Origin of the sequence: Sphingomonas sp. LHG3406-1 (genome assembly GCF_029637485.1) — a bacterium.
Classification (GTDB): domain Bacteria; phylum Pseudomonadota; class Alphaproteobacteria; order Sphingomonadales; family Sphingomonadaceae; genus Sphingomicrobium.
In genome coordinates this window covers 951,382-968,544 of sequence record NZ_CP069128.1, presented here as the reverse complement: position 1 = coordinate 968,544, position 17,163 = coordinate 951,382, and the positions used below count along the sequence as shown (strand labels likewise).

Annotated in this window: 20 protein-coding genes and 1 pseudogene; 7 read left to right on the top strand and 14 right to left on the bottom strand. The window is 63.1% G+C overall.

Annotated elements, in window-relative coordinates; all coding sequences use genetic code 11:
* Positions 1 to 4: 4 nt before the first annotated feature.
* The 5 genes and pseudogenes from JOY29_RS04690 to JOY29_RS04670 form a co-directional block, all read left to right on the top strand.
* On the top strand, positions 5 to 1,153 hold the full coding sequence (locus tag JOY29_RS04690) for an HlyD family secretion protein (RefSeq protein ID WP_300975031.1): 1,149 nt from the start codon (positions 5 to 7) through the stop codon (positions 1,151 to 1,153).
* Between the two features lie 5 nt (positions 1,154 to 1,158).
* Positions 1,159 to 2,721 (top strand): DHA2 family efflux MFS transporter permease subunit, encoded by a 1,563-nt coding sequence (locus JOY29_RS04685; protein ID WP_300975030.1) that lies wholly within the window; start codon positions 1,159 to 1,161, stop codon positions 2,719 to 2,721.
* Positions 2,722 to 2,737: 16 nt separating this feature from the next.
* A complete protein-coding gene (locus JOY29_RS04680; RefSeq protein ID WP_300975029.1) occupies positions 2,738 to 4,219 on the top strand; it encodes an efflux transporter outer membrane subunit in 1,482 nt (493 codons plus the stop codon).
* On the top strand, positions 4,219 to 5,088 hold the full coding sequence (locus JOY29_RS04675) for an MlaD family protein (protein ID WP_300975028.1): 870 nt from the start codon (positions 4,219 to 4,221) through the stop codon (positions 5,086 to 5,088). The genes JOY29_RS04680 and JOY29_RS04675 overlap by 1 nt, the downstream gene beginning before the upstream one ends.
* Positions 5,089 to 5,452: 364 nt before the next feature.
* Positions 5,453 to 5,581 (top strand): annotated as a pseudogene (locus tag JOY29_RS04670) (integrase); the annotation flags it as partial.
* A gap of 120 nt (positions 5,582 to 5,701) precedes the next feature.
* Here the strand turns inward: JOY29_RS04670 and JOY29_RS04665 are convergent.
* Both JOY29_RS04665 and JOY29_RS04660 read right to left on the bottom strand, forming a co-directional pair.
* The gene (locus JOY29_RS04665; protein WP_300975027.1) at positions 5,702 to 5,929 is read right to left on the bottom strand and encodes a GDCCVxC domain-containing (seleno)protein; all 228 of its coding nucleotides are present in this window, start codon (positions 5,927 to 5,929) and stop codon (positions 5,702 to 5,704) included.
* Positions 5,926 to 6,135, bottom strand: coding sequence for a hypothetical protein (locus JOY29_RS04660; RefSeq protein WP_300975026.1), 210 nt, complete (start codon positions 6,133 to 6,135; stop codon positions 5,926 to 5,928). The genes JOY29_RS04665 and JOY29_RS04660 overlap by 4 nt, the downstream gene beginning before the upstream one ends.
* 274 nt (positions 6,136 to 6,409) lie before the next feature.
* On the opposite strand from JOY29_RS04660, the gene JOY29_RS04655 reads away from it, so the two are divergent.
* Positions 6,410 to 6,838 (top strand): helix-turn-helix domain-containing protein, encoded by a 429-nt coding sequence (locus tag JOY29_RS04655; protein ID WP_300975025.1) that lies wholly within the window; start codon positions 6,410 to 6,412, stop codon positions 6,836 to 6,838.
* 16 nt (positions 6,839 to 6,854) lie between these two features.
* Here the strand turns inward: JOY29_RS04655 and JOY29_RS04650 are convergent, their stop codons facing one another.
* From JOY29_RS04650 to JOY29_RS04600, 11 genes are all read right to left on the bottom strand, one after another.
* Positions 6,855 to 8,195: an NAD(P)/FAD-dependent oxidoreductase gene (locus JOY29_RS04650; RefSeq protein WP_300975024.1), complete on the bottom strand. Its 1,341-nt coding sequence runs from the start codon at positions 8,193 to 8,195 to the stop codon at positions 6,855 to 6,857.
* 335 nt (positions 8,196 to 8,530) lie between these two features.
* Positions 8,531 to 9,430, bottom strand: coding sequence for an MBL fold metallo-hydrolase (locus tag JOY29_RS04645; protein ID WP_300975023.1), 900 nt, complete (start codon positions 9,428 to 9,430; stop codon positions 8,531 to 8,533).
* A 26-nt stretch (positions 9,431 to 9,456) separates the two neighbouring features.
* Entirely contained in the window at positions 9,457 to 10,263 is an 807-nt protein-coding gene (locus JOY29_RS04640; RefSeq protein ID WP_300975022.1) for a TlpA disulfide reductase family protein, read from the bottom strand.
* Between the two features lie 9 nt (positions 10,264 to 10,272).
* Positions 10,273 to 11,052, bottom strand: a complete 780-nt coding sequence (locus JOY29_RS04635; protein ID WP_300975021.1) for a sulfite exporter TauE/SafE family protein — start codon at positions 11,050 to 11,052, stop codon at positions 10,273 to 10,275.
* Entirely contained in the window at positions 11,052 to 12,275 is a 1,224-nt protein-coding gene (locus tag JOY29_RS04630) for an FAD/NAD(P)-binding oxidoreductase (protein WP_300975020.1), read from the bottom strand. Before JOY29_RS04630 ends, JOY29_RS04635 begins: the two co-directional genes overlap by 1 nt.
* Positions 12,262 to 12,696: a TIGR01244 family sulfur transferase gene (locus JOY29_RS04625; protein ID WP_300975019.1), complete on the bottom strand. Its 435-nt coding sequence runs from the start codon at positions 12,694 to 12,696 to the stop codon at positions 12,262 to 12,264. Before JOY29_RS04625 ends, JOY29_RS04630 begins: the two co-directional genes overlap by 14 nt.
* Before the next feature lie 3 nt (positions 12,697 to 12,699).
* A complete protein-coding gene (locus JOY29_RS04620) occupies positions 12,700 to 13,146 on the bottom strand; it encodes a DUF6691 family protein (RefSeq protein WP_300975018.1) in 447 nt (148 codons plus the stop codon).
* The gene (locus JOY29_RS04615; protein ID WP_300975017.1) at positions 13,146 to 13,583 is read right to left on the bottom strand and encodes a YeeE/YedE thiosulfate transporter family protein; all 438 of its coding nucleotides are present in this window, start codon (positions 13,581 to 13,583) and stop codon (positions 13,146 to 13,148) included. Before JOY29_RS04615 ends, JOY29_RS04620 begins: the two co-directional genes overlap by 1 nt.
* Positions 13,580 to 14,521, bottom strand: coding sequence for an MBL fold metallo-hydrolase (locus tag JOY29_RS04610; RefSeq protein ID WP_300975016.1), 942 nt, complete (start codon positions 14,519 to 14,521; stop codon positions 13,580 to 13,582). The genes JOY29_RS04615 and JOY29_RS04610 overlap by 4 nt, the downstream gene beginning before the upstream one ends.
* A 4-nt stretch (positions 14,522 to 14,525) precedes the next feature.
* Entirely contained in the window at positions 14,526 to 14,861 is a 336-nt protein-coding gene (locus JOY29_RS04605; RefSeq protein ID WP_300975015.1) for a helix-turn-helix transcriptional regulator, read from the bottom strand.
* A gap of 47 nt (positions 14,862 to 14,908) precedes the next feature.
* Positions 14,909 to 15,592, bottom strand: a complete 684-nt coding sequence (locus JOY29_RS04600) for a thioredoxin family protein (protein WP_300975014.1) — start codon at positions 15,590 to 15,592, stop codon at positions 14,909 to 14,911.
* Between the two features lie 82 nt (positions 15,593 to 15,674).
* Between JOY29_RS04600 and JOY29_RS04595 the strand changes: the two genes are divergently transcribed.
* Entirely contained in the window at positions 15,675 to 16,454 is a 780-nt protein-coding gene (locus tag JOY29_RS04595; RefSeq protein ID WP_300975013.1) for a response regulator transcription factor, read from the top strand.
* 168 nt (positions 16,455 to 16,622) lie between these two features.
* On the opposite strand, the gene JOY29_RS04590 is transcribed toward JOY29_RS04595, so the two are convergent.
* Positions 16,623 to 17,018: a hypothetical protein gene (locus JOY29_RS04590; RefSeq protein ID WP_300975012.1), complete on the bottom strand. Its 396-nt coding sequence runs from the start codon at positions 17,016 to 17,018 to the stop codon at positions 16,623 to 16,625.
* Between the last annotated feature and the right edge of the window lie 145 nt (positions 17,019 to 17,163).

Genomic DNA, 17,163 nt, shown 5'->3' with positions numbered 1-17,163 from the left:
CCACATGGACATGGTGACCCAGTCGGGTGACGTTGCGGCCGACACTGGGGAGGAGAAGCGCAGCTCGCCCTTGTCGAATCCCAAGGTGCGTCTCGGCCTGCTGATTTTGGCTGTCATCGTGGCGGGCGGCGTCCTGTGGTGGTATCTGCGGAACGAAAGCTACGGCAAATACCAACAGAGCACGAACGACGCCTTTGTTCAGGCCGACAGCGTGATCGTTGCGCCCCGGGTCGGCGGTTACGTCGAGCGGGTGTTTGTCCAGGAGAATGCGGAAGTCCGTCGGGGCCAGCAGCTCGCTCTGCTCGACAATCGTGATTACCGTGCCCAGACCTCGCAGTTGCAGGCTCAGATCGAGGCGGCACGGGCGAGCGCGAACACCGTCCAGGCGCAGATTGCCGAACAACAGGCATCGGCGGAGCGGGCGCAGGCCCAGTTGGCGGCAGCGCAGGCTGACCTCGCTTTCGCCAATCGTGAAGTCGCGCGCTACCGCCCGCTGGCGGCCTCCGGCGCGGAGCCGCGCGAGCGATTGGACCAGCTGGTTCAGCAGCAGCAGCAGGCTCGTGCACAGCTGGCGACACGACAGGCCGACCTGCTGGCGGCGCAGCGCCGTTTCGGCACCCTGCGCACCCAAGTCGAGCAAGCCCGCTCGCAGGGCCGCGCCGCTGAGGCTCAGCTCGAAGCGGCCAACGTGACCCTGGAATCGACAGTCTTGCGCTCAAGCATCGCGGGCCGAGTCGGAGATCTGGCGGTCCGCGTCGGTCAATTCGTGCAGCCTGGAACGCGGCTGATGACCATCGTTCCGACGCAGCAGCTCTACATTGAGGCGAACTTCAAGGAAACGCAGGTCGGGCTAATGCGGGCGGGCCAGCCGGTCCGCGTTGAAGTGGACGCCCTTCCGGGCCTAGAGCTGACCGGCCGGGTTGCCAGCTTCGCGCCCGGGACAGGCGCGCAATTCTCCGTGCTTCCGCCGCAGAATGCGACCGGCAACTTCACCAAGATCGTGCAGCGAATTCCGGTGCGGATCGCGATCCAAGCCGGGCCGGAAGTCCGCCGGCTGCTGATACCGGGCATGTCGGTCCACGTGACGGTGGATACGCGCGGCGCGAAGGGCGAGCTGGAACGCGTGCGTCAGGCGCAGGAAGGGCGTCGCTAAACCCGATGGCGACCGCCGCCGCCTCCTCCATTCCTGCCCGACGGGGAGAGGAACGGGCCGACCTATCTGCCTGGCTCGCCGTTGCGGCAGGCAGCCTCGGCGCGCTGCTCGCCACCCTCGACGTGTCGATTGTCAATTCCGCGCTGCCCACCATTCAGGGCGAGATCGGGGCGTCCGGCTCGGAGGGCACCTGGATCGCGACGTCATTCCTGGTCGCGGAGATCATCATCATCCCGCTGAGCGCCTGGCTGGAGCGATTGCTAGGCTTGCGCACGCTGCTGCTGATCGCCGTCGTGATGTTCACCGCCTTTTCGATGCTGTGCGGAATTGCCACTGACCTCACCACCATGATCATTGGCCGGGCCGGCCAGGGACTGATGGGTGGCGCGCTGATCCCAACCGCCATGACTATCGTCGCCACCCGTCTGCCTGCCCGGCAGCAGCCAATCGGCATGGCCTTGTTCGGAGTCACCGTCATCCTGGGTCCGGTGGTGGGCCCGCTGTTGGGCGGCTGGCTGACCGAGAACCTCAGCTGGCATTATGCATTCTTCGTCAACGTGCCGGTTTGTGCCGTGCTGGTGCTGCTGCTGCTGCTCGGCCTGCCGCACCAAAAGCCTGACTGGGATTATCTGCGCTTCGCCGACTGGTTCGGCATTGCCGGGATGATCCTGGGTTTGGGCGGCCTGACCGTCGTGCTAGAAGAAGGACATCGCGAGGAGTGGTTCGAATCCACCCTGATCGTTCAGTTGACTATCATGACCCTGCTTGGCTTCGCCATGCTGGCCTGGGGCCAACTGACTGCCCGCAAGCCGGTGCTGAAGCTCAGCCTTATCTTCAACCGGCAGTTCGGCAGCGTGGTGGTGATGGGTCTCGTGCTCGGCATGGTGCTGTACGGCACGACTTATGTCATTCCGCAGTTTCTCGCGATCATTGCCGACTACAATGCGCTTCAGACCGGGTGGATCATCTTCTACATGGGGCTTCCAGCGCTTCTGCTGATGCCGATCGTGCCCTTCCTTATTCCCAGGCTCGACATCCGCATTGCAGTGGGTGGCGGCCTGGCCATCATTGCATGGAGCGGCTGGATCAGCGCCGGCCTGACGGCCGAGACCGCCGGCTCTCACTTCATCCCGGGCCAGCTGATGCGGGGCGTGGGCATCGTCTTCTGCATGCTGTTCCTGAACCAGGCGACCGTAGCATCGGTCACCAAGGAAGATGCCGGTGATGCTTCCGGAATCTTCAACGCCGCGCGCAATCTGGGAGGGTCTTTCGCGCTTGCAGGGCTGGCGACCGTGCAGGACCAGCGCAGCTGGCTGCACAGCCGGCGGATGGAGGAGTCGCTGAATGCCAACGGTTGGGACGTCCAGTCCTACCTCGGCGGGCTCCAGCAGTCGCTCGGCAGTCTCGAGGCCGCCTTTCGGACTCTTGCCGGTACCATTCAGCGCGAGGCCTTTGTCATGTCCTACAACGACATCTTCTTCGGCATGACCATCATTACCACGCTGTCGGTTCCCCTTGTCCTGTTCCTGCGACCCCTTCCCAAGGGAATGTCGCTGTCAATGCATTGATGCCCAAAGGATCGAGATGCGCTTCCCGCTGATTGCCCTTACTGCCGCCCTTCTGCTCGCCGGCTGCACCTCGGGACCTGACTACAAGGGTCCGGGAACTCTTGGTGCGGCAACACCTTCCGCAAACTTCGTCCGGGGAGCGGGCTTGGTCACCCCAGAGTCGCCCAGACTGTCTTCGTGGTGGACGCAGCTCGGCGACCCAGTCCTTACCGAGTTGCAGACGCGGGCGCTCAGCAGCAATCCGTCGCTCGAAATCGCGCGGGCGCGGATTGGCCAAGCTCGCGAGTCGGTGCGTCAGGAACAGGCGAACCGCTATCCTACCGTCGCGGCGCAGGGCACCTACGTGCGCGCCGAGTTGCCGGGCGTCGACCTTGGCACGGACAACAACGGCAGCTCTGCCGGCGCTCCGCCAGCGGAGGGCGGATCAGACGACATCTCGTCCCTCAACTTCTTCAATCTTGGCCTGAACGCCAACTGGGAGCTGGAGTTCGCCGGCGCCTCGCGCCGCCAGATCGAGAGCCTAAACGCCCAGCTCGGGGCGGCCGAGGCAAACGCGATCGACGCTCAGGTGCAGCTGACAGCGGAGGTTGGTCAGGCCTATGTCAATCTGCGCGAACGGCAGAACCGGATCGACACTCTGGGCCGCGCTCGGGCGCTTCAAGAGCAAGCCGTTGCGACCGCCCGGCAACGCTTCCAGCGTGGGACCACCGCTGCCTACGAGGTCGAGCGTGCGCAGGTCGCCCTCCGGAGCACTGAGGCCGAAGTCGCAGCCGCCGAAGCCGAAAGGGACGTGTATCTCAACGCCTTGGCGACCCTGACCGGCAGCGCCCCCGGCAGTGTCGACGGGCTATTGGCTGCTCCGGCCGAAGTGCCGCTTCCGCCGGCGGTCGTGTCGGTCGGAAATCCTGCCGAATTGCTTCAGCGTCGCCCAGACGTGCGCGCCGCCGAGCGCAACCTTGCCGCAGCGACAGCGCGGATCGGGGTCGCCGAAGCCCTGCGCTTCCCCCGGATCAGCTTCATGGGGATCCTTGGGCTTGGTGGCACCAAGCCGGGTGACTTGTTCGATCTCGGCAACATCAGCGCCATCGCCATTCCGCAGATACAGTGGCAATTTCTCGATTTCGGTCGCAATGCGTCTCGTGTGAGGCAGGCAAGGAGCGGTCTCGAGGAAGCCGAGGCGCGCTACCGGCAGGCAGTGCTCGGTGCCCTTCAGGATGCGGAAAACTCCCTTGCCCGCTTCGGACAGCAGCGACGCCAGGTGAAAGCGCTCGCGAACGTCCGAGCTTCCGCGGAGCGCCAGGCCAGGCTGACCCGGCAGCGGTTCAAGGCCGGAACCACGGCCCGTGCCGAACTACTGGAAGCAGAGCGCCAGTTGAGCCTTGCTGAGCAGAACCTGCGAGGCGCCACAGCGGCGCTCACCGGCAGTTACATCGCCGTGCAGAAGTCGCTTGGACTAGGCTGGGCACCTCCGGTGGTGCCCGCGAGACTTGGCAACTGATGGAAACACGGTCCAACCGTTTGCTCGTCGTCATCGTTTGCGGGCTGTTGGTTGTCGGACTGGTTTTCTTCGCCTGGTACATCGGTGCCGGGACAAGCACCTATGGTGCGAAGTACAGGATCTCCTTCAACCAAAGTGTTTCGGGCTTGGCAGTCGGAGGGCCGGTGACCATGTCCGGGGTTCGGGTCGGCCGGGTAGATAAGATCTATCTGTCGGCCGGCGAAGTTGGCGGGCCCACCGTCGAAGTAGCGCTCGACACTGATCTGCCGGTGCACGCCGGCTTTCGAGCGGACATCAGCCGGTCACTGCTCGATGGCTCCGCAGTCCTGGTGCTCCTGCCATCAACCGACGGACCGTTGATCAACCCGCCTGATGAGGACATCGTCGGCACGATTGCCGCCGTTCAGGGCGGGACCGCCACCGATCCTGCCGCGAAAGCAGTGCAGGTGTCGCAGACGCTCGACCGTGCGGTTCGGGCGCTTGATCAGACGGGCCAGGCTGACGCGGCAAGGAAGCTGGACCAGACCCGGCGTTCGACAGCAGAATGGCAGCAGAGTGTAGAGCGGCTGTTGGGTAGCGTGCGCCCTGAGCAGGTGCGCGGAGCAAGCGAGGGTATCAACAGCTTTGCTCGCAGCGCCGAAAAGCTTGAGCGCGACGTGGTCTCGAGCCGTGACGACATCGCAAATGTCAGGCGTTCGATCCGCAACGCCGGCAATCAGGCCGATCAAGTAGGACAAGCAGTCCAGCAGCAGCGCAGTTCGGTCCGCCGACTCGACGAACAAGCCGATGGGGTAGAACGGGACATCCAAGATATCCGTAAACCGGTGCAAGACCTTGGCGAGAAAGCTGACAGATTAGAACGAAGATAATCTTGCCTGTGGCGTCGTGCGGCGGTGTAGGCACGACAAATTGTGAACGCTTTTTTCTCGGCAGCACGCGGATTGAGCGCCCTTCAGCGGCAGTGTGCATGCCCTCAATCCGGCACCTCCAATCTTAGCGGCGAGGATTGCAGGGTCTGCTATCGGGTGCCCTTAGCGATTCTATCAACGACCTGCATGGGCGCTCAACCGACGTATAGGTCCGCCTGAACGAACGGCAGCTAAGCACCATTGCTTACTCGAAAGCTGCCAGTCCGCTTCCCACCAAGAGCAGACGAGGGGGGTAGCTAATCTGAGCGGCGGCAAGCGGCCGGAAGTAGACCGTCTACTTATGGGCGCGATGCGAATTAAGAGCTATAAGCAGACCGGCAACCTACGGGCAGTACAGATCCTACTCGGCCACACCAAGATCGAGACAACGGTTCGATACCTTGGCGTCGAGGTCGAAGATGCTCTGGCACTGGCCGAAGTGACCGAGATTTGAGGTTCGATGGTGGGCTGGTTCGCCAGCCCACCATACGCTCCCCGAGCGTCCGTATGTGGCCGAAAGCAGAACGGCTGGTCTTTAACGGCGATAGAAGAAAGCAGTCACTCGCGAGATCTATCAGGAGGAGCAGCAGCTACTTGCTGCACCGGTTCGCCGAGCCTCCTGGATCGGAGGGCACGCCACGTCTGCATACGAGCAGAAGACGCAGCAATCGCCCTGAAGGGGGCGAAGCACCTCGCCGCAGTGCTTGCAGTCGTAGAAGAACTGACAGGCGTCCGTCGGCATCGTCTCCGTGGACGCGCCGCCGCACTTGGGACAGGTAAGCGTCGATCGCAGTTCCATCATGCGCCTCCAAGCGCGCGCATGAGCGGCGCCTCGATGAAGCCCCAGCAAGCCGAGATCGCCACGAACACAGTCGCTACGCAGAGGAGGACGAAGGTGCTCTTCGCCGGCGCCGGCATTTTGCAGGCCGCATCTCGCGCGCACGCCGCGCGCTTGCGAAAATAGAAGAGCCACCCGGCCGCGACCGCGACGATCGCGGCAACCGTCATCGGCCAGTGGAACGGAACCAGCGGCGCAAGCCCTGCCGTGCCAACGCCAATGGCCGCAAGCCCGAGCGGCAGGATGCAACAGGCCGCTGCTGAGAATAGGGCTCCGATGCTCGCCAGAGTACCCAGAGTGGCAACGCCTCGGTCAGCATTTGCGGTGATCCGGGGCGCCCCCGGGCCGCCCCGTAGCACCGTATTTTCAGTAGGCAAAACTCGTCTCCAATTCGATTCGCTGCTATATGCATCCTGTAGTCACTACAGGATCAAGCGAAATCTCATGAACCGCTTCACCATCGGCCAACTCTCCCGCAGCACGGGAGTAAACATCGAGACGATCCGCTACTTCGAGAAGGTCGGGCTCATCGAGCCGCCGCCCCGCACCGAAGGTGGTCACCGCGTCTACGGCGACGACCACCTGCGCGCGCTCGGCTTCATCCGCCGAGCTCGCGAACTTGGCTTCACTCCGGAAGAGGTTCGGGGGATTCTCGCGCTTGGCGGTCCCACGGACGCCTGCTGCGACGAGGTTCGGGAGATCGCTTCCGGCCACCTCCACACGGTGCGTAGCAAAATGGCGGATCTTGCTCGGCTCGAAAAGCTCCTCGCCTCTACCATAGACCGCTGCTCTGGCGATCACGTCCCGCAGTGCGCGATAATTGACATGATCGAGCATGAGCCCATGGGCGAGCCGAAAGCGGTCGGACGATAGGATCAGCCGCCCACTGTCAAAGCATATTGCCCAGGTCGGAGGCGCCGGTCGGGTAGGCGAACATCGTGGACTTGAGGTCGTCGGCCGTGAGGCCATGCCGAATTGCAAGGCCGAAAAGGTTGATCACCTCGTCAACATGGGGGCCCACCAAATGCGCGCCGAGAATTCGGCCCGTCCCCTCCTCGACAAGGGTCTTGTAGCCGTAGACGCGCTCCGCGACGCGCCTCGCCGTGTACCAGTCGGAAGTCCTCTCCGTCTTCAGCTTGAACCGCAACCCGGCCTCGCGCGCCTGCGCTTCGCTCAGGCCCACCGAAGCGATCGGCGGGAGGGTGAAGGCGACGCTCGGGACGCCTGCATAATTCGGCTTGCTCTGGTTGCCGTTCAGGAGGTTCGCTGCGACAACCTTGGCGTCGTGACTTGAGACCGGTGTGAGTGGCGGACCCAGCTGGGCGGCGTCGCCGGCGGCATAGACGAAGGGGTTGCTGACGCTCTGCAGATAGTCGTTCAGATGAAGCCGACCTCCTTCGGCCGCCACTCCGCCGGCCGGCAGGTTCAGGTGGTCTAAAGCAGGCGCGCGCCCAGCCGCGTGCACGACGCGGTCAACCTCTATGCTCTCCCTGTGACCGCCGCTGTTCGTATGGACGAGGAATGATCCCTCGCCCTGCTCGATAGCGACGACCTCGGTATGGGTGCGCACATCCACGCCGATGGCCTCGAAGGATTCCATGAGCCATCCGACGAGCTCAGGTTCGAAATGCGGCAGGAGACGCGAGCCCCGCTGGAGGATCGTGACGGCGGCGCCCGCACGAGCGGCGATGTGGGAGAACTCGGCGGCTATATAGCCGCCGCCCACCAGGGCGATACGGGCGGGCAGCTGCTCCATGGCAAGAAACCCCTCATTGTCGATGAGAAGATCTTCGCCAGGAATGCCGAGCCGCACCGGCGCAGCGCCCGACGCGATCAGGATATAACGGGCCCGAACTTCGTTTTCGTCGATCGACAGCGAGTTTGGGCCGATGAAGCGGGCTCGGCCATGGAAGGTGGCGATACCCTTGTCATCGTACCGCTGCTGATGCTTTTCAGGAACGGGATCTGTAAAGCTCCGCTTGAACCTGATCAGCTCGCTCCAGTCGATGCTAACTTGGCCGCCGACGCCATGTCCCTGCATTCGCCGTCCCGCATCGACCACTTCGGCTCCGGAAACGAGCATCTTCTTCGGGTCACAGCCACGCAGCGCGCAGGTGCCGCCGAAGGGCTTCTCATCGACGAGCGCCACGCTCCACCCGGCGGCGCGGACTCGGAAGGCGGCCACCATCGCAGCCGTTCCCGAGCCGATGATAACGAGATCAAAGTTCATGTCCGATCCTCCAGCCCCTCAACGAAGCTGGAGTGGCTACGGGTTGCAGCTACGGGTTGCATTCGCCCGTTGGCTGCACCGGACGGTCTGCTTCCTGGAACGTCGGCAAGCCTCTGTTACGACGACTTTGGGCGCTTAGCCGACGTGACCGGAACTGGCCGCCAACTGCCGGTCTGCTTTTGAGTTGATTTGGGCAATTGCAGACATTCGTGTTCGCCCTCACGATGACCACGTGGCTGACGTCTAGAAGGCTCGCTTGGCGGCTATAAGACTGCACGTATGGTCTTCACACTGCGGCTCTCTCGAGATCAGTGACGTCAGAAATTCATGCTGCTTCAGCCCTTGTCCGAGCAACGGGGTGCGAAGTGGTTGAGCGGTATCTTCAGGAACGATCGGCCGCACGCCTCAGGGTCGGGTAGTCGTCCGCCACGAATGTTGACCTGCAGCGCGGCCAGCATCAGTTTCGGCAACGGCAGGGTCGCATCGCGTTTATCGCGAAGTGCGATGAATTGAGCCTCCGACCGGCCGTTGCCAACATGCGTGTTGCTCTCGCGGTGCTCGGCGACGGTAGCGCAGCACTGCGCATCGCGTCCTTCGGGAGTATAATCGTGCCCGATGAACAGGGCTGTCTCCTCCGGCAGAGCGAGGATGCGCTGGATCGAGGCGTAAAGTTGTCTTGAACTGCCACCGGGAAAGTCGGCGCGTGACGTGCCGCTGTCCGGCATCATCAGCGTGTCGTGAACGAAGGCAACCTGGTCTGTGACGTAGGCGATAGACGCCAAGGTATGGCCGGGTGTGAATAGCGTTCGGATCGCTGTTTCCCCGAGCTCAAAGCTTTCGCCATCGGCAAACAGCCGGTCCCATTGCGAACCATCGGCAGCGAAGTCTTCAAGGCAATAGATGTCGGTCCATAGTTTCTGCACATCCACGACCTTCTCACCGATGGCGCGCGGAGCCCCGAGCTTTTCAGCAAGGTAGGGCGCGGCCGAAAAGTGATCGGCGTGCGGATGGGTGTCCAGGATCCATTCAACAGCCAGACCACGCTCCGCGATATGCTTTAGCAGCTTGTCGGCGTTGCCAGTGGACGTCGCACCTGCGTTCGGGTCGAAATCAAGCACCGGATCGATGATCGCAGTTTTGTTCGTGGCTTTGTCTGTGAGGACATATTGCCAGCTTCCGGTGGGCTCGTCCCACAGGGCACCGACGGAGATCTTGCCGAATTCGAACATCTTCATGACGTTACCTCGCGGGTCAGAACCATTCAGCGGCGACCTTTCTCCAAGGCCCGCATTTCGCTTGCGAGCATGGCTCGGGAAATCTCACCGAGGTGAGCGGTTTCGATCTCACCAGCTGCATTGATGAAGAGGGTTGTTGGATAACCGCCCGTCCCGAGTGAGGCAGCAAGGGCTGCGGCGGGATCGAGGTAGACCGACTTTTCGGGAAGTCGATTGGCTTGGAGAAACTTTGCGGCGGCTGCGCGCTGCTCGCCGCTGTTGACCAGAAGGATAGGGATCGGCGATCGTGAGGCCGCGTCCATTAGCATCGGCATCTCCCGCCGGCAGGGCAGACACCAGCTCGCCCAAAGGTTGATAACGAATGGCCGGCCGCGAAAGTCGGCTAAGGTGACTGACTCGCCCGACCATCCCTCAAGGGCGATCTGACCCGGAAGCGGTAGCGCAGCAGGCCGTAGCTGGCTTGCACCGATGAAGTATGCGCCACCGAGCATTACGACCAAGCGGGCGAGCGCCGCTGCGGGTTGCTTTCGAGGCATGGTGAGGACGATGGCTGCGAGAGCCCCGGTTATTCCTGCGATCAAGGAAAAGCCGCCCTGCCAAAGCGCGAGAATCGACGTTGGCTCCAGAGCGAACGCGTCCCAATTGTTCGCCACGAACCCGGCACGCGCCGCCACGATGCCCGCGACAAGTGCCCAGAAGCTGGAGCGTTCAGCCCGCTGGTCCAGCTTCCTGGCGATCAAGCTTGCAAGGACGATGAAGGCAGCGATTAAAACAACGGCCAGCGCCCGGTCGGCAGCAAGCATCAACGGCCCGATCTGGAAGGACGACGGCATCAATCTTCCTCAGAACGCCGCGCCCGCGCTCTTCCAGAGCATGTAGGCCGCCACCACGAAGATCAGCACAGCGAAGATGCTGGTCAACTGGCCCGAGCTCGACAGACGCTTGGCGGCGCGCGTGCCAGCGAAGCTACCGATGACACCGCCGGCGATGAACACACCAGCGAGGACCCAGTCGACAAGACCAGAGAAGGCGTAGTTGGCGGCGGTCGTGAGGCCAAAGGCGGTCACCGCAACAAGGCTGGTCCCGACCGCATTGATCATCGGCATGCCGGTCGATGCGATCAGGCCGGGCACAATGAGAAATCCGCCACCGATCCCGAAAAAGCCCGAGAAGCCTCCGGTGCCAAGGCCGGCCCCGAGCACCTTGCCGGCATTTGTGCGATCGCACTGAGCGCCTGCCTCGCCCTCATGCTTGCGGCGGCGGAGCATCAGGACGCCGACGACGATCATCACAATGGCAAAGAGGAAGAGCAGCCTTTGCCCGTCGAACGCTTTGCCGGCGGTCGAGCCGAAGAAAGCGCCAATGACGCCAGCACCCGCGTACATCAGGCCACACCGCCACTTCACCGTGCCCGCGCGAGCGTGATTGGCGAGCCCCATTGCGGCATTGGCGGCCACCGCAAGAGCGCTGGTGCCGATCGCGACATGCGGGCTCTGGACGCCTACGAGGTACACCATCAGCGGGACGGCAAGGATCGATCCACCGCCCCCGACCAGCCCAAGTGTGAAGCCGACGAGGCTGCCCGACAGAAGGCCGAGGATGTATTGGACGGTATCGAGCATCACCCAGCCTTCTTCAGCTCGGCGGGAGCGGCCATCCACTCCCGGCCTTTCAGCATCGCATCCCAGTAGATGGCGGGAAGAAGGTCTTTCTTGAGGAGCCAGGCCAGCCGCGACGGCTTCGTCCCATCGATCACGAACTTCGGGAAGCTCGGCAGGAGCCTGCCGCCATAACCGAACTCGGCCAGCAGGATCTTGCCGTTCTCAACGGTAAGCGGACAGCTGCCGTAGCCATCGTAAGCCGCCCCCAAATGCTTGCCTGCAAGTACGGCCAACGCGTTTTCTGCAACCACCGGCGCCTGTTTGCGAACGGCTGCCGCCGTTTTGGCATTCGGCATTCCACCAATGTCGCCAAGCGCAAATACGTTCGGGAACAACTTGTGCTGCAAGGTGAACTGGTCGACATCGACATAGCCAGCTGCATCGGCGAGCGAGCTGTCTGCCACTGCTTCGACCGGCTTCTGCGGCGGAGTGACGTGCATCATGTCGAAAGCGCGGGTTACTTCGCCGCCGTCTGCCCGGAAGGTGGCAGTCCCGTCGGGTCCGTCGACCGCAATCAATGTGCTGCCGAACCGGACGTCAATGCCGTAGCGTTCGACCGTTTCTTCGAGTGCTGGAACATAGTCTTTGACCCCAAACAGGGTCGGGGCAGCGGTGTGGAACTCGACGTCGATGCTGTCGAGCACATGCTCGCGCTCCCAATGACTAGCGGACAGGTACATGGCCTTTTGCGGCGCACCCGCGCATTTGATCGGCATCGGGGGTTGGGTGAACAGCGCTTGCCCGCCGCGAAGCTTACGGACTAGCTCCCACGTGTAGGGCGCCAAGTCATAGCGATAATTAGACGTCACGCCGTTGCACCCGAGCGTGCCAGTCAGCCCGTCAATGGCTTCGAAGTCGAGCCGATTCCCAGTTGCGACAATCAGAAGCCGATAACCGAGCCGCTGACCATTCTCGAGACCCAGATCATTGTCTTCCGGCTGAAACGACCTCACTGTGGTTTTAAGCCAAGTTATGCCCCGTGGGATTACCTTCGCCATTGGGCGTCGCACGTCCTGCGGCTTGAAGACGCCGGCGCCGATGAACGTGTAGCCTGGCTGATAGTCGTGAAAGTCGCGTGGTTCGATCACCGCAATGTCGAGTTTCGGTACACGGCGCAGCAGCGACGCCCCCGCAGCGAGACCCCCCGCACCGGCGCCGACGATGACAATGTCATGCTTGAGCATCGTCGGTCTCCCGCGAAAGGCGTTGGCGGAAGGGCTCGAGATCGTAGCCTTCCTTGGCGGCAATCGCGATCCGCTCATCGACGGTGAGATTGGCCTGGTTGGCCAGAGCCCACAGAAGGGCGGCACGCGTCCCGGTGCGGCAGAAGACGGCGATCGGCTTCGGGAGCGTTTCCAAGGCGTCGCGGAACTCGGCGACCTGCTCGTCGGTGATCTGCCCCATGACGACCGGGATGTGGCGGGCTTCAAGGCCCTGCTGGATCGCGGTGGCTTCGAGCTCGGCCCATGCGGGCTGATCATCGCTTTCGCCGTCAGGGCGGTTACCAATGATCGAACGATAGCCGCGCTCAGCGAGGTTGGCGATGTCGTCGGCCGACGGCTGGGCCAGTGCGGTGACGTTGGGAGTGAGGACGGCGAGCTTCATGGTTCAGGCTCCTTGAGCAGCGAGCGCGCGGCGCTCGGGGATGAAACGGTGAAGGGCCATGCCGACGAGCATGGCGGCTACGAACGGGAGAACGGCCGTGGGCGCCAGCGCGAGTGAAGCGACGGCAGGCCCGGGGCACAGGCCGGCAATGCCCCAACCGATGCCGAACAAAGCGGAGCCGGCGACCAGCTTGCCATCGAGGTCGGTCCGGTCCGGCAACGCAAAGCGCTCACCGAACAGCGGTCGCGCCATCCGCGCCTGCAATCGCCAGGCGATCGCCATGACGATCACCGCACCACCCATGACGAAGGCGAGTGTCGGATCCCATGCGCCGAACAGGTCGAGGAAGCCTCGTACCCGCGCGGGATCGGTCATCCCGCCGATGCTGAGACCGCCGCCGAACAGCGCGCCTGACAACAGCGGCGGAAGGAAGCGTCGTGCGACACTCATTACAGGCCTCCGATGAGATTGATGACGGCAACCGTGGCGATGCCCGCAGCCATGAAGGTGGCAGTGGCGATCATCGAGCGCTGCGACAGACGGCTGACGCCGCACACGCCGTGTCCGCTGGTGCAGCCGCTGCCCATCCGGGTGCCGATACCGACCAGCAGGCCAGCGGCGACGAGGACGGGCCACGAGGCGAACTCGGCCTCGCCCTGTCCGATGATCGCAGCGACCAGCAGCGCTCCGAGCGGCAGGCCGATCAGGAACATCCACGCGCTGCTGCGCGACATGCCGCTGTCGGCAAGGCCGGTGGCGCGCGCGGTGATACCTGAAACACCGGCGATCCGACCGGCCCCTAGCAACATCAGCGCTGCCGCAAGGCCGATCATCACGCCGCCGACGAGGCCGTGGAGCGGCTGTGCGTTGGCGAATAGCGCGCTCACAGCAGGTCGATCGGCTGCTTGAGGTAGCGCACGCCATTATCCTCCGGCTCAGGCAGGTGCCCGCCGCGCATGTTCACCTGCAGCGACGGCAGGATCAGCTTGGGCATCGACAGCGTGGCATCGCGCTGGGTGCGCATGGCGACGAAGTCGTCCTCGCTCACGCCCTCGTGGATGTGGACGTTGGCGGTGCGCTCGGCGAGCATGGTGGTTTCCCACACATATTCGTCGCGGTTCGGCGCCTTGTAGTCGTGGCAAAGGAACACGCGGGTCTCGTCCGGCAGTTTCATCAGCCGGCGAACCGAACGATACAGCTGCCGCGCGTCGCCGCCCGGAAAGTCGGCGCGGGCCGAGCCATAGTCCGGCATGAACATCGTATCGCCGGTGAACAGCGCGTCGCCGACGACATAGGCCATGTCTGCCGGGGTGTGGCCGGGTACGTGCAGCGCGACTAGCGGAATGCCGCCAATGTCGAGCACGTCGCCATCGTCGAGCAGGCGGTCGAATTGCGAGCCGTCGCGAGCGAACTCAGTGCCCTCATTGAAGATCTTCCCGAACACGCCCTGCACGGTCACGATTTCACGCCCGATCGCCATCTTCCCACCCAACTTCTGCTGGAGGTAGGGCGCCGCCGACAGGTGATCGGCATGGGCGTGGGTCTCGAGGATCCAGTCGACCGTCAGGCCTTCTTCCTCGACATAGGCGACGATCTTGTCGGCGCTGTCGAAGCTGGTGCGGCCCGACGCATGATCGAAGTTCCAGACGCTGTCGATGATCGCCGCCCGCTTGGTGGCGGCATCGCTGACGACATAGCTGACGGTGAAGGTCGGCTCGTCAAAGAACGCCTTCACCTGCGGTGCGCGAAGCTCCCCGTGAATAACGTCGGCGACCTGCGCGACGGCGTGCTCGATGTGGCGATCGTTGGTTGAAGCGGTGGTCATCAGACTAGCTCCTGCTGGAATTGGAGGCCCCGAGCTCGGGGCAGAAAAGGTCGTGGAGAAGCGCGAGCACCTGCTGCGCCTTGGGATCGCAGACGCTGTAGAAAACCGTCTGCGACTCCTTGCGGGTGGCGACGAGGCCTTCCTCGCGCAGCTTGGCGAGGTGCTGCGACAGGGCCGACTGGCCGAGGCCGACGCGGTCCTGCAATTGCCCGACCGACAGCTCGCCCTCCGCCGCGAGGTGACAGAGCACCAGCAGCCGGCATTCGTTGGCCATCGATTTAAGCAGACCCACAGCTTTTTCGGCCTGGGCGCCAAATTGAGCCAGAAGCTCCGTATCCATGCGACTCTCCATAAGACATCGCTTATTTAGAGTTCTCTAATGTCGTGTCAAGTCTTGGCGTCCACGGCCCGCTCAATGAGCATCCGAGATGTCAGCAATTGCGGCATGATCTCGGGCGATTTCCCTGGTGCCACGAAGAGGTAGAAGGGGATGCTGTTGCGGCCCTGGCGGGCCAGGAAGCGGGTGATCGTGGGATCCCCGTTGGTCCAATCCCCTCGCAGCGTCACTAAGCCAGCCTTACCGAACGCGGCTCTCGTCTCCGGCCGCTCAATGGCGACCTTCTCGTTGACCTTGCAGGTCAGGCACCAGTCGGCGGTGAAGTCGACGAAAACGGGAGTGCCCGCGCTACGAAGCTCCGCAAGGCGCTTCTCGGTAAAGGGCTCGATCCCGCCGATCGCAGGCGCAGGCGCGGCGGCGACCGTTCGCGGTGGAGCTGTCACAATGAGCAGGCCGATCGCCAAAGCGGACGCCGCAAGGGGAAGCCAGCTCCGCGATCGGCCAGCTTGTTGGCGCAGGCCGACCCACCACAAACCAACCGCGATCGACAGTGCGGCAAGCGCTCCTGCCGTCATCGCGGCCGTTCCGCCTTGTCGGCCCAACAGCCACAGCAACCCGACAGTCGTCAGGAGCATCGGAAGCGCCAGGATGCGGCGGAAGGTCAACATCCACGGTCCAGGCTTGGGCAGCCAGCGACGGCTCGCGGGAACATAGGCGAGGATCAGGAACGGCAAGGCGAGGCCAAGCCCTAGTCCAAGGAAAATCGTCATCGCGCCCATCGATGACAGCAGCATTGCGGCTCCGAGAGCCGTCGCCATGTTGCGTGAGGCGGTTGAAGCCGGGCTCGCGCTCGCCGGATTCACCGTCGATGCCGTCGACAATTTGCATGATGCGAAGGCGGCTGCGACCGACTGGAGCTACGACGCCATCGTTCTCGATCTCGCCCTTCCAGACGGCTTCGGGCTGGACCTTTTGCAGGAGTGGCGAAAGGCCGGAAGTTCGACGCCGGTGCTGCTCCTCACTGCCAGGAACGCAACCTTCGATAGGATCACTGGCCTGGATAGCGGGGCCGACGATTACCTCGGCAAGCCGTTCGACCTGGACGAACTTGCGGCACGGCTTCGCGCCATCGTCCGTCGCGGCCAAGGACGTGCAACTCCCGTGCTTGAATGGGCCGACCTGAGCCTCGATCCTGCCAATCGCGTGGTGACCAAGGCCGGGGAGAGCCTCACCCTTTCCCGCCGCGAGTTCACGGTCCTCGAGACCCTGATGGAGCATCCTCAGAAACTGTCATCCAGGGCGCAACTCGAGGAACGGCTCTACGGCTGGCAGGAAGAAGTCGAGAGCAATGCGGTCGAGGTGCACATCCACAACCTCCGGGCCAAACTCGGACGCGGCTGCATCGAAACCGTCCGGGGTGAAGGCTACAGGATGGCGGCGCTCCGCTTCTGCTCCCTGCAGTTCCCGATGGGCTGCGGTCAGCCGGAGTTGAAGCTGCTCAACACCTTGCGCCTTGAAGGTGCTGGCCGTTTGCTCAAGCTTGTTCTGAGTTACTGCGCGGGATTCTGCCAAGCGCATTCTTACGTCCGCCAATGACATAATCTCTTGGCGTAGGTGTGTTGGCGTAAGCGCCGCCCGGATGGCAGGTCCGAAGAAAGTGAAAGCCGCGATTCCTAGGAAAAGCAGGACGAAGAGCAGTGACTTGCTGGCAACCCACCTTAACAAAGCTGACATTGCGACCTCGGGTTGACCGTGCTTGGGATCTCAACCCCTTTGAAGCTGCTTGGGGCGAGCCTGGCAAGCGCAAACCTGCGCTTGATCAAACAGATAGACGTGGTCTTGCGTGAAAGGACGGAAGGACCGAGCACCTGGAAATCCATCCGGGTGCGATCCGGGTGTAATCCGGGTGAAAAAGCTCACAAAGCGGGTGAAATGGGCTAAATCCGGGTGCGAACCAGCATTCTGAAGCGCAGTTTTCCGCCATTCCCGCTTTCCACGCTGCGTTGACATCGCAGGGGTCGCAAGTTCAATCCTTGCCACGCCCACCATTACAAAGCCTCGGAAAACCAAGCGGTTTTCTGGGGCTTTTTCGTTGGCCGCACACTCCGGGCGGCTGGCCAGGGCGGTGAAGCTGGCTGGTCGATGGTCAGCAGCGCTCATGATTATCGGGCCCCTTGCGATGGCCGGAAGCTGTCCGCAGTTCGGTTGAGATCGCCTGTCGAATTCCTGCGGACGTCGGTAGATCGCTGGCAGATGGAGGTTGACCGGGCAGGGCCGTTCCGCTCCCTTGCTGCCTCGGCATCGA

Excerpts from the sequence above, each read along its gene's own strand:
- JOY29_RS04690 (WP_300975031.1), top strand. The coding sequence starts at position 5 with ATGGACATGGTGACCCAGTCGGGTGACGTTGCGGCCGACACTGGGGAG.
- JOY29_RS04685 (WP_300975030.1), top strand. The coding sequence starts at position 1,159 with ATGGCGACCGCCGCCGCCTCCTCCATTCCTGCCCGACGGGGAGAGGAA.
- JOY29_RS04680 (WP_300975029.1), top strand. The coding sequence starts at position 2,738 with ATGCGCTTCCCGCTGATTGCCCTTACTGCCGCCCTTCTGCTCGCCGGC.
- JOY29_RS04675 (WP_300975028.1), top strand. The coding sequence starts at position 4,219 with ATGGAAACACGGTCCAACCGTTTGCTCGTCGTCATCGTTTGCGGGCTG.
- JOY29_RS04665 (WP_300975027.1), bottom strand. The coding sequence starts at position 5,929 with ATGATGGAACTGCGATCGACGCTTACCTGTCCCAAGTGCGGCGGCGCG.
- JOY29_RS04660 (WP_300975026.1), bottom strand. The coding sequence starts at position 6,135 with ATGACGGTTGCCGCGATCGTCGCGGTCGCGGCCGGGTGGCTCTTCTAT.
- JOY29_RS04655 (WP_300975025.1), top strand. The coding sequence starts at position 6,410 with ATGAACCGCTTCACCATCGGCCAACTCTCCCGCAGCACGGGAGTAAAC.
- JOY29_RS04650 (WP_300975024.1), bottom strand. The coding sequence starts at position 8,195 with ATGAACTTTGATCTCGTTATCATCGGCTCGGGAACGGCTGCGATGGTG.
- JOY29_RS04645 (WP_300975023.1), bottom strand. The coding sequence starts at position 9,430 with ATGAAGATGTTCGAATTCGGCAAGATCTCCGTCGGTGCCCTGTGGGAC.
- JOY29_RS04640 (WP_300975022.1), bottom strand. The coding sequence starts at position 10,263 with ATGCCGTCGTCCTTCCAGATCGGGCCGTTGATGCTTGCTGCCGACCGG.
- JOY29_RS04635 (WP_300975021.1), bottom strand. The coding sequence starts at position 11,052 with ATGCTCGATACCGTCCAATACATCCTCGGCCTTCTGTCGGGCAGCCTC.
- JOY29_RS04630 (WP_300975020.1), bottom strand. The coding sequence starts at position 12,275 with ATGCTCAAGCATGACATTGTCATCGTCGGCGCCGGTGCGGGGGGTCTC.
- JOY29_RS04625 (WP_300975019.1), bottom strand. The coding sequence starts at position 12,696 with ATGAAGCTCGCCGTCCTCACTCCCAACGTCACCGCACTGGCCCAGCCG.
- JOY29_RS04620 (WP_300975018.1), bottom strand. The coding sequence starts at position 13,146 with ATGAGTGTCGCACGACGCTTCCTTCCGCCGCTGTTGTCAGGCGCGCTG.
- JOY29_RS04610 (WP_300975016.1), bottom strand. The coding sequence starts at position 14,521 with ATGACCACCGCTTCAACCAACGATCGCCACATCGAGCACGCCGTCGCG.
- JOY29_RS04605 (WP_300975015.1), bottom strand. The coding sequence starts at position 14,861 with ATGGATACGGAGCTTCTGGCTCAATTTGGCGCCCAGGCCGAAAAAGCT.
- JOY29_RS04595 (WP_300975013.1), top strand. The coding sequence starts at position 15,675 with ATGTTGCGTGAGGCGGTTGAAGCCGGGCTCGCGCTCGCCGGATTCACC.
- JOY29_RS04590 (WP_300975012.1), bottom strand. The coding sequence starts at position 17,018 with ATGAGCGCTGCTGACCATCGACCAGCCAGCTTCACCGCCCTGGCCAGC.